Annotated in this window: 12 protein-coding genes and 1 tRNA gene; 8 read left to right on the top strand and 5 right to left on the bottom strand. The window is 56.5% G+C overall.

Going from position 1 to position 14255, the window contains the following annotated elements:
* From eefC to nlpA, 4 genes are all read left to right on the top strand, one after another.
* Positions 1–1365, top strand: coding sequence for a multidrug efflux RND transporter outer membrane subunit EefC (gene eefC, locus ABLV17_RS02800; protein ID WP_348854074.1), 1365 nt, complete (start codon positions 1–3; stop codon positions 1363–1365).
* Positions 1366–1581: 216 nt separating this feature from the next.
* Positions 1582–2484, top strand: a complete 903-nt coding sequence (gene murQ / locus ABLV17_RS02795) for an N-acetylmuramic acid 6-phosphate etherase (RefSeq protein ID WP_271032694.1) — start codon at positions 1582–1584, stop codon at positions 2482–2484.
* A 24-nt stretch (positions 2485–2508) separates the two neighbouring features.
* Positions 2509–3942, top strand: a complete 1434-nt coding sequence (gene murP / locus ABLV17_RS02790; protein WP_271032695.1) for a PTS N-acetylmuramic acid transporter subunit IIBC — start codon at positions 2509–2511, stop codon at positions 3940–3942.
* 188 nt (positions 3943–4130) lie between these two features.
* The gene (nlpA, locus tag ABLV17_RS02785; RefSeq protein ID WP_015703853.1) at positions 4131–4940 is read left to right on the top strand and encodes a lipoprotein NlpA; all 810 of its coding nucleotides are present in this window, start codon (positions 4131–4133) and stop codon (positions 4938–4940) included.
* On the opposite strand, the gene ABLV17_RS02780 is transcribed toward nlpA, so the two are convergent.
* Positions 4941–5483, bottom strand: coding sequence for an NUDIX hydrolase (locus tag ABLV17_RS02780; protein WP_045362966.1), 543 nt, complete (start codon positions 5481–5483; stop codon positions 4941–4943).
* 167 nt (positions 5484–5650) lie between these two features.
* Here ABLV17_RS02780 and ABLV17_RS02775 point away from each other — a divergent pair, with 167 nt between their 5' ends.
* Both ABLV17_RS02775 and ABLV17_RS02770 read left to right on the top strand, forming a co-directional pair.
* Positions 5651–6430 (top strand): MBL fold metallo-hydrolase, encoded by a 780-nt coding sequence (locus ABLV17_RS02775; RefSeq protein WP_271032696.1) that lies wholly within the window; start codon positions 5651–5653, stop codon positions 6428–6430.
* Positions 6431–6451: 21 nt separating this feature from the next.
* Positions 6452–7405 (top strand): helix-turn-helix domain-containing protein, encoded by a 954-nt coding sequence (locus ABLV17_RS02770; RefSeq protein WP_308958099.1) that lies wholly within the window; start codon positions 6452–6454, stop codon positions 7403–7405.
* On the opposite strand, the gene ABLV17_RS02765 is transcribed toward ABLV17_RS02770, so the two are convergent.
* Both ABLV17_RS02765 and ABLV17_RS02760 read right to left on the bottom strand, forming a co-directional pair.
* Positions 7402–8451: an NAD(P)-dependent alcohol dehydrogenase gene (locus tag ABLV17_RS02765; protein WP_308958093.1), complete on the bottom strand. Its 1050-nt coding sequence runs from the start codon at positions 8449–8451 to the stop codon at positions 7402–7404. The genes ABLV17_RS02770 and ABLV17_RS02765 overlap by 4 nt on opposite strands.
* Before the next feature lie 193 nt (positions 8452–8644).
* Entirely contained in the window at positions 8645–9652 is a 1008-nt protein-coding gene (locus ABLV17_RS02760) for a zinc-binding alcohol dehydrogenase family protein (protein ID WP_308958094.1), read from the bottom strand.
* Between the two features lie 498 nt (positions 9653–10150).
* Between ABLV17_RS02760 and ABLV17_RS02755 the strand changes: the two genes are divergently transcribed.
* Positions 10151–11344 carry a hypothetical protein gene (locus tag ABLV17_RS02755; RefSeq protein ID WP_234275995.1) on the top strand — a complete coding sequence of 398 codons (1194 nt, stop codon included), beginning with the start codon at positions 10151–10153 and terminating at the stop codon, positions 11342–11344.
* 396 nt (positions 11345–11740) lie between these two features.
* On the opposite strand, the gene ABLV17_RS02750 is transcribed toward ABLV17_RS02755, so the two are convergent.
* Both ABLV17_RS02750 and ABLV17_RS02745 read right to left on the bottom strand, forming a co-directional pair.
* Positions 11741–11968 carry a hypothetical protein gene (locus ABLV17_RS02750; protein WP_271032700.1) on the bottom strand — a complete coding sequence of 76 codons (228 nt, stop codon included), beginning with the start codon at positions 11966–11968 and terminating at the stop codon, positions 11741–11743.
* A 503-nt stretch (positions 11969–12471) separates the two neighbouring features.
* A tRNA-Sec gene (locus tag ABLV17_RS02745) sits at positions 12472–12566 on the bottom strand.
* A 290-nt stretch (positions 12567–12856) separates the two neighbouring features.
* On the opposite strand from ABLV17_RS02745, the gene ABLV17_RS02740 reads away from it, so the two are divergent.
* Complete coding sequence (locus tag ABLV17_RS02740) at positions 12857–14251, top strand: glycoside-pentoside-hexuronide family transporter (RefSeq protein ID WP_308958095.1); 1395 nt, start codon at positions 12857–12859, stop codon at positions 14249–14251.
* The last annotated feature ends 4 nt before the right edge of the window (positions 14252–14255 follow it).

The following is a 14255-nucleotide window of genomic DNA, read 5'->3' as shown; positions in this document are numbered from 1 at the left end:
ATGTTTCGTTTGAGTTTAATGTTTATCGCGCTCCTGACCGCGGGCTGCGTCTCTCTTGACCCGCACTACGAGCGCCCGGCCGCGCCGGTGCCGGCGACCCTTCCCGGCGCGCACGGCGAATCGACGGCGGTGGTCGGCGACTGGCAAAAAGTGGTCAATGATGCGCGGCTAAAAAAAGTGGTCAGCATCGCGCTTAATAGCAACCGTGATGTGCAAAAGGCATTGGCCGATATTGAAGCCGCTCGCGCCCAGTATGGCGAAACGCGCGCATCGTTGTTTCCCACCGTCGATGCCGAGCTGAGCCATACCCGCAGCAAAACGATCGCCAGCGGCTTAAGTTCTACCTCGCAGGCTGACGGCGCGGTCTCGAGCTTCGAACTGGACTTGTTCGGCAAGAACCAGAGCCTGTCGCGCGCGGCGCGAGAAAGCTGGCTTGCCAGCGAATTCACCGCGCAAAATACCCGACTGACGATGATTGCCGATTTGACCACCGCCTGGGTGACGCTGGCGACGGATAATAGCAATCTGGCGCTGGCGCAGCAGACGATGGATAGCGCGGAGAACTCGCGCAAAATCGTCGCTCGCCAGATGGCGGTGGGCACCGCCTCCGCCGGTGATTTAAGTTCGGCGGAAAGCGTCTATCAGCAGGCGCGAGCCAGCGTCGCCAGCTATCGTACGCTGGTGGCGCAGGATAAAAACGCCATTAACCTACTGGCGGGGGAAACCGTGCCGGAGAGCCTGCTGCCCGGCACGCTGGAAAGTCTGGGCGCCAACAGCATTGCACTGGTGCCGGCGGGCGTGTCTTCATCGGTGCTGCTGCGCCGGCCGGATATTCAGGAGGCGGAACATAATCTCAAGAGCGCTAATGCCGATATCGGCGCGGCGCGAGCGAACTTTTTCCCGTCCATTTCGCTGACCGCCAGCGCCGGGGTCGGCAGCGACTCGCTATCGTCGCTGTTCAGCCACGGCATGCAGGTGTGGTCGTTTGCGCCCTCTATCAGCCTGCCGCTGTTCACCGGCGGCAGTAATCTGGCCCAGCTACGCTATGCGCTAGCGGAGAAAAAGGGGCTGATTGCCACCTACGAGAAATCCATTCAGAGCGCCTTTAAGGACGTTGCCGATGCGCTGGCGCGCCGGGAAACGCTGAGTGAACAGCTCGATGCCCAGCAGCAGTATGTTGCCGCCGAGCAGAAGTCGCTGGATATCGCGATGAAGAGTTACCAGGCCGGGGTTGGCGATTATCTGTCGGTGCTGACCGCCCAGCGGACGCTGTGGTCGGCGAAGGCGACGCTGCTGTCGCTGCAGCAGACCGACCTCAATAACCGCATTACGCTCTGGCAATCGCTGGGCGGCGGCGCCAGTTAATGTTCCTCTTCGGACGCGTTATAGCACCTTAATCACTCCTGGCACATGCGTTAACTCCAGGTTGCGGTAATAAAATATTCCACCTTTATTACCGCAATATCTCTGGCTATACCTACAATTCTCCTATTATCCCAAGCGTATTAATCGTGATACTCTTCACATGAATGGAATAAAAAATTCCTTATACTGCGCGCAACTGAGAATAACGAGGTTTTTATGAGTATCGACCTGAGCAAACTGCTGACCGAGCGACGCAACGCCAACAGCGCCAACATTGACACCCTCTCCACTGTCGACATGCTGACGGTGATAAACCAGGAAGATCAGCAAGTGGCGCAGGCGATAACGCCTTACTTGCCGCAGATAGCGGAAGTCGTGGATAAAGTGGCGGCGGCGCTGCGGGCCGAGGGACGGCTGATTTACATCGGCGCCGGCACGTCGGGGCGTTTGGGTATTCTGGACGCCAGCGAATGCCCGCCGACCTTTGGCACCCGTCCGGAACAGGTGGTGGGGATTATCGCTGGCGGACATAAAGCGATTCTGAGCGCCGTGGAAAACGTGGAAGACAATAAAGCGCAAGGGGCGTTGGACCTGCAGAACCTTAATTTCAGCAACCGTGATGTGCTGGTGGGGCTGGCGGCCAGCGGGCGTACGCCGTACGTCATTGGCGCGATGGAATACGCCCATAGCCAGAATGCGTTTGTCGCTATCGTCAGCTGTAACCCGCACGGTGAAATGGCGCAGCTGGCGGACGTGGCGATTACCCCGGTGGTCGGCCCGGAAGTGGTTACCGGATCGACCCGCCTGAAAGCCGGCACCGCGCAGAAACTGGTGCTGAATATGATCTCCACCGGGGCGATGATCCGCATCGGTAAGGTCTACAGCAACCTGATGGTGGATGTCGAAGCGACCAATGCCAAGCTGATTGAGCGCCAGGTGTCTATCGTGATGGAAGCGACCGACTGCGATCGCGCCACCGCGCAGAATGCGCTGGATGCCTGTGGCCGCCACTGTAAGACGGCGATTGTGATGGTGTTGGCTGACTTAAGCGCCGCAGAAGCGCAGTCGCTGCTGGCGAAAAACAACGGTTATATCCGCAAGGCGCTAAGCAACACCTGAGCGCCGACAGACAGGTAACAGGCAATGGCAAAAATAACTAAAGAGATGATAGCGCGGATCCTGGCCCACGTCGGCGGGGCCGCAAACGTGGCGCAGGCGGGTAACTGCATGACGCGCCTGCGCTTGACCCTGCGCGATGATAGCCTGGCCGATAGCGCCGCCATTCGCCAGATTGATGGCGTGATGGGGGTTATCGTCAGCGATGAACAGTTCCAGGTGGTATTAGGCCCCGGCAAGGCGCAGACCGCCGCGGAAATGATGAACGGCCTGATGGAAGCGGCGCCGCAGGCAGCCGCCTCGCTGGCGGATGTGGCAGCGGAGAAAAAGCAGGCGTTAAAGAGTAAGCAGACCAGCGGGGTACAGAAATTTCTCGCGAAGTTCGCCACTATCTTTACGCCGTTGATCCCCGGCTTCATCGCCGTCGGGCTGCTGCTGGGCTTTGCTACGCTGGCGGAACAAATCTTCGTGCTGGAGAACGCGCACCCTAACGCCAGCCTGGTGGCGCTGATTGGCTACATGAAGGTATTCAGCAAAGGGATGTTTACCTTCCTGAGTATCCTGATTGGCTATAACGCTCAGAAAGCCTTCGGCGGTTCTGGCGTGAACGGCGCGATTATCGCCTCGCTGTTCGTGCTGGGCTACAACCCGGAAGCGACCAGCGGATTCTACGCCGGAATTTCGACCTTCTTCGGCCACGGTATCGACCCGCGCGGCAATATTATCGGCGTGCTAATCGCCTCGATTATTGGCGCGTGGGTAGAACGTCAGGTGCGGCGTATAATGCCTGCTAACCTCGATATGATCCTTACCTCGGCGGTGACGCTGCTGATTATGGGCGCGGTGACCTTTACGGTGATTATGCCGATTGGCGGCTGGCTGTTTACCGGTATGTCGTGGCTGTTCCTGCATCTTAACGGTAATCCGTTTGGCTCGGCGGTGCTGGCCGGGCTGTTCCTGCTGGCGGTGATGTTCGGCGTGCATCAGGGGTTTGTACCGGTCTATTTTGCGCTGGTGGATGCGCAGGGCTTTAACTCGCTGTTCCCGATCCTGGCGATGGCCGGGGCCGGGCAGGTGGGCGCGGCGCTGGCGCTGTTCTGGCGCGCGAAGCGCGATTCGCTGCTGCGAACCCAGATCAAAGGGGCGATTATTCCGGGCTTCCTCGGCATTGGCGAACCGCTGATTTACGGCGTGACCCTGCCGCGTATGAAACCATTTATCACCGCCTGTATCGGCGGCGCCTGCGGCGGTTTCTTCGTGGGCCTGATCGCCTGGCTGGGGCTGCCGGTCGGCCTGAACACGGTGTTCGGCCCCTCGGGGCTGGTGGCGCTGCCGCTGATGACCTCCGGTAGCGGAATTTATGCCGGGATGGCGGTGTACGCCGGCGGTCTGGCGGTTTCGTATCTATGCGGTTTTGTGCTCACCTGGCTGTTCGCCAGTAAAAACGTTGACCTGAGTTAAGCGTATTTCCCCGGCCACGGTTGGGTATTCGGTCAGTAGCCCCGGTAAGCGTAAGCGCTACCGGGGAAGGCGCTTAGACGATTTTCATCTTATTGATACCTTTTCGTGTTTAAAAATCGAACACAAAATCGTTATAGTTTTGCTCGAAAAATAATAATGATTTTCCATGGACTGATGGGGTACTAACGATGAAATTGCGTTTACGCACGGCGGCGGCAGTGATGCTGGCTGGCCTGCTGTTAGCGGGCTGTGACCAGAAGAATGACAATGCCAAACACATAAAAGTCGGCGTGATTAACGGCGCGGAACAGGATGTGGCGGAAGTGGCGAAGAAGGTGGCGAAAGAAAAGTATGGCCTCGACGTCGAGCTGGTGGGCTTTAGCGGCTCGCTGTTGCCGAACGATGCTACCAACGCCGGGGAGCTGGATGCCAACGTCTTCCAGCATCGTCCCTATCTGGAACAAGACAACAAAGCGCACGGCTACCACCTGGTGGCCATCGGCAATACTTTCGTCTTTCCCATGGCCGGCTATTCGCGCAAGATTAAATCCGTTGCCGATATTAAAGATGGCGCGACTATCGCCATTCCCAACGACCCGACCAACCTCGGCCGCGCGCTATTGTTATTGCAAAAAGAGCAGCTGATTACCCTCAAAGCGGGTACCGGCCTGCTGCCGACGGCGGTGGATATCACCAGTAACCCGCGTAATCTGAAAATTATGGAGCTGGAAGGGGCGCAACTGCCGCGGGTGCTGGACGATCCGAAGGTCGATGTCGCTATTATCAGTACCACCTACCTGCAGCAAACCGGGTTATCGCCGGTGCGCGACGGCATCTTTATTGAAGACAAAAACTCGCCGTACGTGAACATCATTGTGGCGCGTGAAGACAATAAAGATGCCGAAAACGTGAAAGAGTTTATGCAGTCGTACCAGTCGCCGGAAGTGGCGAAGGCGGCAGAAACCATCTTCAACGGCGGCGCGGTACCGGGCTGGTAATCATCTACGCTGCGCCATCAGGTGCAGCAGCGGCACCAGAGACAGCCCGTCCGGCATTTCGCCGCGGGCGATCAGCTGGTTTATCTCCTCGAAGGTAAACCAGCCGGTTTCCATCACTTCATCCTGATCTGCGTCCATGCCAACCCAGCTTAAATCGGTGGCGAGCCAGGTGATAAACAGCTGGTCGCTGCTGCCGTATGACGGGTTGTAGCGGATGATTTCCTCAGCGTGTTGCGCCTGCCAGCCGGTCTCTTCGCGCAGTTCGCGCAGCGCGGCGACGGCGGGTTCTTCGCCTTCATCGACGCCGCCAGAGGGAATGGCCCACACCACCTTATCGATCAGATAGCGGTAATGGCGAATCAGCAGCACTTTGTCGTCCTGGAGCGCCACAATCCCGACCGCCGGGCGTGGGTAGTGAATGGAATAAAAGTCGCGCCGCTCGCCGGGGGCGACATCAATACCTACCTTGCGCATGCTGAACCACGGCGTTTCGGCGATGATCTGCGGATTATGCATATCGGCGGCGGTCAGTTTCTTTTTCATCCTGCCATTCCTGTAGAAAGTTTAATCTTCAGAACAACATAGCCGGCTGCGATTGGCAACCGTCGCAGGTTGGCCCGATTCCATCGATCATTGCCCAAACGCCCATATTGCGCCAGGCTGGTACTCAGTACGATGTTCGTCAGATTACCCCACAGAGGAACGCTAACATGAACATCACTCATATCCGAAATGCTACACAGATTATTGAATACGCTGGTAAAAAATTCCTGATCGATCCAATGCTGGCGGACAAAGGCGCCTGGCCGGGATTTCCTGGAACCGCGCGCAGCGAGCTGCGCAATCCGCTGGTGGCGCTGCCGTTTTCTCGTGAAAAAATTATCGACGTTGACGCGGTTATCGTCACCCATACCCATGACGATCATTGGGACGAAGCGGCGATCGCGGCGATCCCAAAAACCCTACCGGTATTCGTCCAGCATGAAGCCGACGCCGCGCTGCTGCGCAGCCAGGGATTTCAGGATATCCGCCTGCTGTCGGCAGATAGCGAATTTGCCGGCGTTAGTCTGCAGAAAACCACTTCCGGACAACATGGCAGCGACCGTACCTACGCGGTACCGGCCATGGCTGAACGTCTGGGCGAGGCCTGCGGCGTGGTGTTCCGTCATCCGCAGGAGAAGACGCTGTGGCTGGTTGGCGATACCATCTGGCGCGATGAGATAGAAGCCGACATGCTGAAGCTGCGCCCGGATGTGGTGGTGTTGAACGCCGGCTACGCTCACGTTATCGGCTTTGGCCCGATCATCATGGGCAAAGAGGACCTGTTGAAGGCGCATTTCGCCCTGCCGGAAGCGAAAATCATGGCCATCCACCTGGAGGCGGTCAACCATTGTCTGGTGAGCCGCGAAGAGATGCGCCAGTACGTCGCGGATAATCAGATTGCCGGGGTAGTCAGTATTCCGCAGGATGGGGAAACCGTTGTTTATTAACCTGCTCAAGGGGAAGGGATGATGAAATTAACCGACGTGGCGATTGTCGCCGTAGAGGGCTTTAGCCCGTTTCATTATTCCGTCCCCTGTATGCTGTTTGGCGATACGGTCTCGGAAACCAAACGTTTTAATCTGCAGATTTGCGCCGAACAGCCGGGATTACTCAGCGCCCGCGACGGCTTTGCGTTGTACGCCAGCGGTGATTTTACCGCGATGGAACAGGCGGATATCGTGGTGGTGCCCTACTGGGGCGAGGTCAATCAGTGCCCGCCGCAGGCGTTGATCGCGAGCCTGATTCGGGCGCGGGATAACGGCGCAGAAATCGTCGGCCTGTGCCTCGGCGCATTTGTCCTTGGCTACGCCGGGCTGCTCGACGGTAAGCGGGCGGCGACCCACTGGGAGTTCGAGCAGGATTTCCAGCGCCTGTTTCCGCAGGTGCAGCTCGATATCAACGCCCTGTACGTCGATGACCAGAAGGTAATTACCTCGGCGGGTACCGCGGCGGCGCTAGATTGCTGCCTGTATATCATTCGCCAGCGTTTTGGCAGCCTCGCCGCCAACCAGATCGCCCGGCGGATGATCGTTCCGCCGCACCGCGAGGGCGGCCAGGCGCAGTTTATCGCCCAGCCGGTGCCGCGCAACACCCGCGATGCGCGGATTAATTGTCTGCTGGATTATCTGCAGCAGCACATTGCCGAGCCGCATAACCTTGATTCGCTGGCCGAGGTGGTGGCGATGAGCCGCCGTACCCTGACCCGCCACTTCGCCAGGGCGACCGGGATGAGCATTGCCGACTGGTTGACCGCCGAGCGCCTGCGCCGTAGCCAGAGCCTGCTCGAAGCGGGGGATTTGCCGGTCGAGCAGGTGGCGGAAGCAGTGGGCTATCTTTCCGCCGTGACCTGGCGCCAGCAGTTTAAAGCGCGTTTTGGCGTTAGCCCGACGGAGTGGCGGCGGACTTTCCGCCGCGGCGTTTAGCCGGCGAGAGTCGAACTGTCGATCACGAAGCGATATTTCACGTCGCCCTTGACCATTCTTTCCCAGGCTTCGTTGATCTGATCGGCGCGAATCAGCTCGATATCGGCGACGATGCCGTGTTCGGCGCAGAAGTCGAGCATCTCTTGGGTTTCCGGGATACCGCCGATCATCGAGCCGGCAATCGAGCGGCGGCGGAAGATCAGATTGAACACTTCCGGCGATGGATGCGGCGTGGCCGGGGCGCCAACCAGCGTCATGGTGCCATCGCGTTTCAGCAGCGTGGTGAAGGCATCGAGATTGTGCGGCGCCGCCACGGTGTTGAGGATGAAATCGAAGCTTTTGACATGGGCCGCCATTTCGTCTTCGTTGCGCGACACCACGACCTCATCCGCGCCCAACGCTCTGGCCGCGTCGCGCTTGGATTCCGAGGTGGTAAAGGCCACCACGTGGGCCCCCATGGCGTGGGCCAACTTGATCCCCATATGCCCCAACCCGCCGATGCCGACGACGCCGACTTTTTTGCCCGGCCCGGCGTGCCAGTGGCGCAGCGGCGAATAGGTCGTGATCCCGGCGCACAACAGCGGCGCGACGGCGGCGAGCTGCGCTTCGGGATGATTTATCCGCAATATGTAGCGTTCATTGACCACGATCTGCTGTGAATAACCGCCGAGCGTGTGCCCTGGCGCGTCCTGGGTCGGCCCGTTATAGGTCAGCACCATATGGTCGCAGTAGTTCTCCAGTCCCTCAGCGCACTCCTCGCACTTCTTACAGCTATCCACCATACAGCCGACGCCCACCAGATCGCCAACGGCGTAACCTGAGACGGCATCGCCGACCGCCGTTACCCGGCCAACGATTTCATGGCCCGGCACGCAGGGATACAGCGTCCCGGCCCATTCCGCTCGCGCCTGATGAAGATCGGAATGGCAGACGCCGCAGTATGCAATGGCGATCTGCACATCCTGTGGGCCGGGTTCGCGGCGGGTGATAGACATCGATTCGAGCGGCTGGCTGGCGGAGTACGTACCTATAGCGTTGATCTGCATAGCATTACCTCTTGTGCAATAGCGTGATAAATCAAGCGGAAGGGAGTGAACGTTTTTTGCGCGGCAAGGGTAAGCGTAGCCTGGTTAGGGCAGGATGAGAAAAGCGCAGCTCGAAGGGTTAAAAAAGGCGCCTCACCGAGGTGAGACGCTCGTGATATCAAGGCGCGATGGGCGAAATGGCCTCATCGCGCATTTAAAAACCCTCCAGCACGATTTTGCCGACCGAGCGCCCGGTTTCCAGCTTAGCGTGGGCTTTTTGCAGATTGGCGGCGTTGATGGTTCCGTAGTGCTCGCCAAGGGTGGTGCGCAGCGTGTTATCGTCAATCAACGCGGCGACGCGGGTCAGTAGCTGATGTTGGGCGATCATATCATCCGTCTCAAACATTGAGCGGGTGAACATAAATTCCCAGTGCAGCGAAATGCTTTTCGCTTTCAGCGGCACCACGTCCAGGCTCTCCGGGTCATCAATCAGCGCCAGCTTACCCTGCGGGGCGAGCGCGGCGATCAGTTCTTTAAAGTGCTGATCGGTATTGGTCAGGCTGGCGACGTGGGTCACGGCATGAATGCCGATTTTCGCCAGTTCTTCACTGAGCGGCTTGCTGTGGTCAATGACGTGATGCGCTCCGGCCTCGCGTACCCATTTCTGGCTTTCCGGGCGCGATGCGGTACCAATCACCGTCATGTTGGTGAGTTTGCTGGCCAACTGGGTGAGGATAGAGCCAACGCCGCCCGCCGCGCCGACAATCAGCAGCGTATCGCCGGTGTTACCGCCTTCCTGCACGCCAAGGCGGTGGAACAGCAATTCCCAGGCGGTGATAGCGGTCAGAGGCAGCGCGGCGGCGGCGGCATTCTCCAGCGAGCGCGGCTTCAGCGCCACGATGCGTTCATCAACCAGCTGCAGTTCGCTGTTACTGCCGGGACGGCCCAGCGCGCCGGCGTACCACACTTCATCGCCCGGCGTGAATAGCGTTACCGCATCACCAACGGCTTTCACCACGCCAACCGCATCCCAGCCCAGCACCCGCGGGGTATCGGCATTAAACCCGGCGCGCACTTTGGTGTCGACCGGGTTCACCGAAATGGCTTTGACCTCGACCAGCAGATCGTGCCCCTGCGCCTGCGGATCCGGCAGATCGATATCGCGTAAAAAGGGAATGTTGTTGCCGTCGGCGGCGGCCTGGGTAATGGCAATGGCTTTCATAGGTTCTCCGGTCTATAAAGAGTATTCATGGTGCGAATGTGTCGAGGATAGACCGGTCTAGCGTCGGGAAAAACGGCCCGGCGGCGATAACAGTTATATAAAAAAAGTGAAAATCGGCGACACCACCCATCCTGCGCCCGCCTGTCACTACAGATAAACAGTGCGATGGTCAGGTACCAGGACCATGATGGTTCAACAATATAAATTATCACAAGCATAGCGTTTCATATTTGAGAAAGTTTCCTCCTCCATGTCGCAAATATTAATATCACTCCGGAAGAATAATAATATTGCGTTATGGCTCAAGGTTTATACCTTGACGCCCGACATCCTGCGTGCGATTTTTCTTCTATCAAATAATAAACAGAGTTTCATATTTGGAACAAAAATAAAACCATCGTGCTATTTAATTAAGAGTTTCACCACTGAGACAAAATAATAAGTCGATATTAATCGACGGTCTTTTATCGCTTATAAAAATAAAGTGAGGGATGTGCTATGCGTAAAATACTCCTTTCGCTGCTGCTGGCTGCCGTGACCAGCGGGCTGGCGCTGGCGGACGACGGCAAGCCGTTCCCGCATATCGGCTGGCGCAGCGCGGATAATCTTGCCGGGCTGGATTTCGGCGGCGCGCTGCGGGCGAACTATCGCTATGAGGACTGGAAAGGCAGTAATTATCGCAACCCGCCGCATCTGCGTTTTGATACCTTCCGTATCGACAGCAGCGGCTTCTATGATAATTATTTCTTTGATGCCGGGTTCTGGTTTCAGGATCACCGTAAATACGCCATCGACCGCGCTTACGTAGGGTATCGCTTCGACAATAATAATATCCAGCTGGGGATCCCCGGCAAACCATTTGGCCTTGAACCTTATCCGCAATTTGGCTGGTCCTATGGTATTCCGTTTTATTTAGGCTTTGGCGTTAGCGCCGGTAGCGGCGTGAACTATCAATATCATGATAATAACTGGTCACTGGATGTGGCCTATTTCCCATGGATGGAGCCGGAGAATTTGCGCTATGCGCCGGACGTTGGCGATTACGATCGGCTGAAAAACACTATCTATCCGACTCAGCATCAACAGCATAATGAAAAGCGCGACCAGGTGAACGTGCGTATTGCGCGGGATTTTCACGGCGGCGGCTGGAATAACGAGCTGGGCGGCTCGCTGGCGCTGGCGCGGTTGCACAACCGCGAGACCGACGACGACGGCACCTTCTGGGCAGCAGGCGTGCACGGCATGTTGCATAACGGGCCGTGGCAGCTGACTTCGCAGCTGATTCGCTACCAATACGATCCGAAGAACCCGGCGGGCGTCAGCGACGATACGATACTGATGGGCGGCAACGGCCTGACGCCGGCCTACCTGATCCCGGCAAAAGCGACGACCGCGTCGCTGAACGTCGCCCGCGATGTTGATGTGAAGTGGGGCGGCGTGTCGAAGCTGCGTTTTTACAACGACTACAGCGTGCTGTGGAAAGATAAAAGCGGCTGGAGCGATTCGCAGATGAACACCCTTGGCGTACAGGTCTTTGCGCTGCCGGTGATGTTCTGGGTCGATCTCAGCTGGGCGAAGAACGTTAATCCGTGGGGCGGCGCGCTGAACGCCACCGGCTGGACCAGCACCCAGTCCGAGGGCAGCGGCAAATGGTACTTTCGCACTAACGTCAATATTGGCTATTACTTCTGAGGCGGGAATTTTCCCTGCTCGCGCTGCGCTCAGCAGGGCTACCGTTCTGCGCCCTTTGGTAGCCCGGGTAAGGCGCTAGCCGCCACCCGGGGATTTTTCTTGCTCTCGCTGCGCTCAGCAGGGCTACATTTCTGCGCCGTCCGGTAACCCGGGTAAGGCGTTAGCTGCAACCCGGGAGATTTCCCTGCTCGCGCTGCGCTCAGCAGGGCTACATTTCTGCACCTTCCGGTAGCCCGGGTAAGGCGTTAGCCGCCACCCGGGGATTTCCCTGCTCGCCAGCGCTTAGCAGGGTGAAACTCTTTAGATGAGGAGTTTAGGTAGAGAATTGAATAAAGGTACAGAGTAGAACTAAAGTTTAATTGTCCAAGGCGTTATAACCTTGGACATATATAATAGTTAACGTAATTTCTGATAAAAATTTTTACGTACTGTACGACTGATATAACTATTCAGGCCCTTACCAGCTCTTGCCAGCGCTTTCATATGCTCAACAACAGCTTGTCCTGGTCTAATATAGTTATATAGATATAGTGATTTATCCCGGAATTGCACAGTAATAGAGTCATCACTTATCTCAAAACTAATGACCCCAGAGTCTCCGCCACGGTTTTTATATTCTTCCATTTTATATCCTTGTGAATTAAATAAAATTGAGTGTGAATAATAACCACATAAATAAAGTGTGTATGTGATAAAGATCTCCAATTGAAATATAAAATTGGTTGCTTAACACACTAGTATCTAAGAGGAATTTATAATGATTAAAATAATATACTTTTTCGGTTATTACTGGAGAATTTGCGTTACATGCTAGATATCGATGATGATGAAAGGCTGAAAAATAAAATTTATCCACTAGGTCATCGGCAAAAAATGAAAATGCCGATCTGGGGAAGTTTATAATTGTATGTGTTTTTCACTCAGCTATTCTGGCCAAAATCCAGCTAGAGGACAGTTGCAAGCGGAGCTTTCGCACCAACGTCATTATTAGTATCACCTTTGATGGGGGGTGACATTAATAGTCAAAAACACTGCTGTTTAACCTCAATGTGTTGGTTGCAGTATTTGGTGTTACGCGCTTTTGTAGGGCGTTTGTGAAATGGAGAGTGTTCAGATAAAAAGAACTTTGGCGGAAGATCACAGGAGTTGAACCTGCCCGGGACCGCTGGCGGCCCCAACTGGATTTGAAGTCCAGCCACCTCACCGGAGATGACGATCTTCCGCGCCTCGATTGCTACATGGAGGCGGGCGCATTATAGCTACTTTCAGGCATTTACCACATACCTAAACGCACTTTTTTACTGTTAAAACTGGACTTTGCAGAACAGTCTGAGACAAATCCGTTCAAAATCCATGGGTTACACTTTTCACACTCTTTCGGGCTACCGCGATCACAGAAAACAAGAAACGTAATTTGATAACGAGATATCGCAATTCATCTTACTGCGCCAAAGGGTTACAAAAACCGTAACCGGTACCAATCCGCGGTGCCGCTAAGGGAATAGTGCGCAAATGAAAGATCATATTCTGTCCGTCAAAGAGAAAATTGGCTACGGTATGGGTGACGCCGCCAGCCACATTATTTTTGATAACGTCATGTTATACATGATGTTTTTCTACACCGATATTTTCGGTATCCCCGCCGGCTTTGTCGGCACCATGTTCCTGCTGGCGCGGGCGCTGGATGCGATTTCCGACCCGTGCATGGGCCTGCTTGCCGACCGTACCCGCAGCCGCTGGGGTAAGTTCCGCCCGTGGATCCTCTTCGGCGCTATCCCGTTCGGCCTCGTCTGCGTGCTGGCTTACAGCTCGCCGGATTTAAGCCACAACGGCAAGCTGATCTACGCCGCCGTGACCTACACGCTGCTGACCCTGCTCTACACCGTAGTGAATATCCCCTACTGCGCGCTCGGCGGCGTGATCACCGATAACCCGACGCAGCGCATCTCGCTGCAGTCCTGGCGCTTCGTGCTGGCGACGGCGGGGGGCATGCTCTCCACCGTGCTGATGATGCCGCTGGTCAACTTTATCGGCGGCGAAGATAAAGCGCTCGGCTTCCAGGGCGGCATTGCGGTACTGTCGGTGGTCGCCTTCCTGATGCTGGCCTTCTGTTTTTTCACCACCAAAGAGCGTGTCGAAGCGCCGCCAAGCAGTACCTCGATGCGTGAAGACCTGCGCGATATCTGGCGCAATGACCAGTGGCGGGTGGTCGGCGTACTCACCATCCTTAATATCCTCGCGGTCTGCGTTCGCGGTGGCGCGATGATGTACTACACCACCTGGATCATGGGCTCGGCGGCGCTGTTCACCGTCTTCCTCACCACCTACTGCGTCGGCAACCTGATTGGCTCGGCGCTGGCGAAGCCGCTGACCGACTGGAAATGCAAAGTCAGCGTCTTCTGGTGGACCAACGCCCTCCTGGCGGTGCTCAGCGTGGCGATGTTCTTCGTACCGATGGACGCCGAAATCACCATGTTTGTCTTTATCTTCGTTATTGGCGTACTGCACCAGCTGGTGACGCCAATCCAGTGGGTGATGATGTCCGACACCGTCGACTACGGCGAATGGTGTAACGGCAAACGCCTGACCGGCATCAGCTTCGCCGGCACCCTGTTTGTGCTCAAGTTGGGGCTGGCGCTGGGCGGCGCGCTGATCGGCTGGATGCTGGCCGGCGGCGGCTATGACGCCGCCGCTAAAACCCAGAACAGCGTCACCCTCACCATCATTATCGCCTTGTTCACCCTCGTTCCGGCGGTGTGCTACCTGCTGAGCGCGGTAATCGCCAAACGCTACTACACGCTAAAAACGCCGTTCCTGAAAAAAATGATGGCCGAGCTGGCCGAGGGCGCGCGTCGCAACGAACAAGAATTCACGGCAGCCCCGATCGAAAAAGAATGGCAAAACTAAGAGG

Origin of the sequence: Klebsiella sp. CN_Kp091 (assembly GCF_040065095.1) — a bacterium.
In the GTDB taxonomy this organism is placed as follows: domain Bacteria; phylum Pseudomonadota; class Gammaproteobacteria; order Enterobacterales; family Enterobacteriaceae; genus Klebsiella; species Klebsiella aerogenes.
The sequence above is the reverse complement of the archived record's forward strand: the minus strand, read 5'-3'. Positions and strand labels throughout refer to the sequence as shown.

What these genes read in the sequence shown, in the direction of transcription:
- ABLV17_RS02765 (WP_308958093.1), bottom strand. Translation starts at nt 8,451, where the DNA reads ATGCAGATCAACGCTATAGGTACGTACTCCGCCAGCCAGCCGCTCGAA.
- ABLV17_RS02775 (WP_271032696.1), top strand. Translation starts at nt 5,651, where the DNA reads ATGAACATCACTCATATCCGAAATGCTACACAGATTATTGAATACGCT.
- ABLV17_RS02750 (WP_271032700.1), bottom strand. Translation starts at nt 11,968, where the DNA reads ATGGAAGAATATAAAAACCGTGGCGGAGACTCTGGGGTCATTAGTTTT.
- murP (WP_271032695.1), top strand. Translation starts at nt 2,509, where the DNA reads ATGGCAAAAATAACTAAAGAGATGATAGCGCGGATCCTGGCCCACGTC.
- ABLV17_RS02770 (WP_308958099.1), top strand. Translation starts at nt 6,452, where the DNA reads ATGAAATTAACCGACGTGGCGATTGTCGCCGTAGAGGGCTTTAGCCCG.
- ABLV17_RS02760 (WP_308958094.1), bottom strand. Translation starts at nt 9,652, where the DNA reads ATGAAAGCCATTGCCATTACCCAGGCCGCCGCCGACGGCAACAACATT.
- murQ (WP_271032694.1), top strand. Translation starts at nt 1,582, where the DNA reads ATGAGTATCGACCTGAGCAAACTGCTGACCGAGCGACGCAACGCCAAC.
- ABLV17_RS02780 (WP_045362966.1), bottom strand. Translation starts at nt 5,483, where the DNA reads ATGAAAAAGAAACTGACCGCCGCCGATATGCATAATCCGCAGATCATC.
- nlpA (WP_015703853.1), top strand. Translation starts at nt 4,131, where the DNA reads ATGAAATTGCGTTTACGCACGGCGGCGGCAGTGATGCTGGCTGGCCTG.
- eefC (WP_348854074.1), top strand. Translation starts at nt 1, where the DNA reads ATGTTTCGTTTGAGTTTAATGTTTATCGCGCTCCTGACCGCGGGCTGC.
- ABLV17_RS02740 (WP_308958095.1), top strand. Translation starts at nt 12,857, where the DNA reads ATGAAAGATCATATTCTGTCCGTCAAAGAGAAAATTGGCTACGGTATG.
- ABLV17_RS02755 (WP_234275995.1), top strand. Translation starts at nt 10,151, where the DNA reads ATGCGTAAAATACTCCTTTCGCTGCTGCTGGCTGCCGTGACCAGCGGG.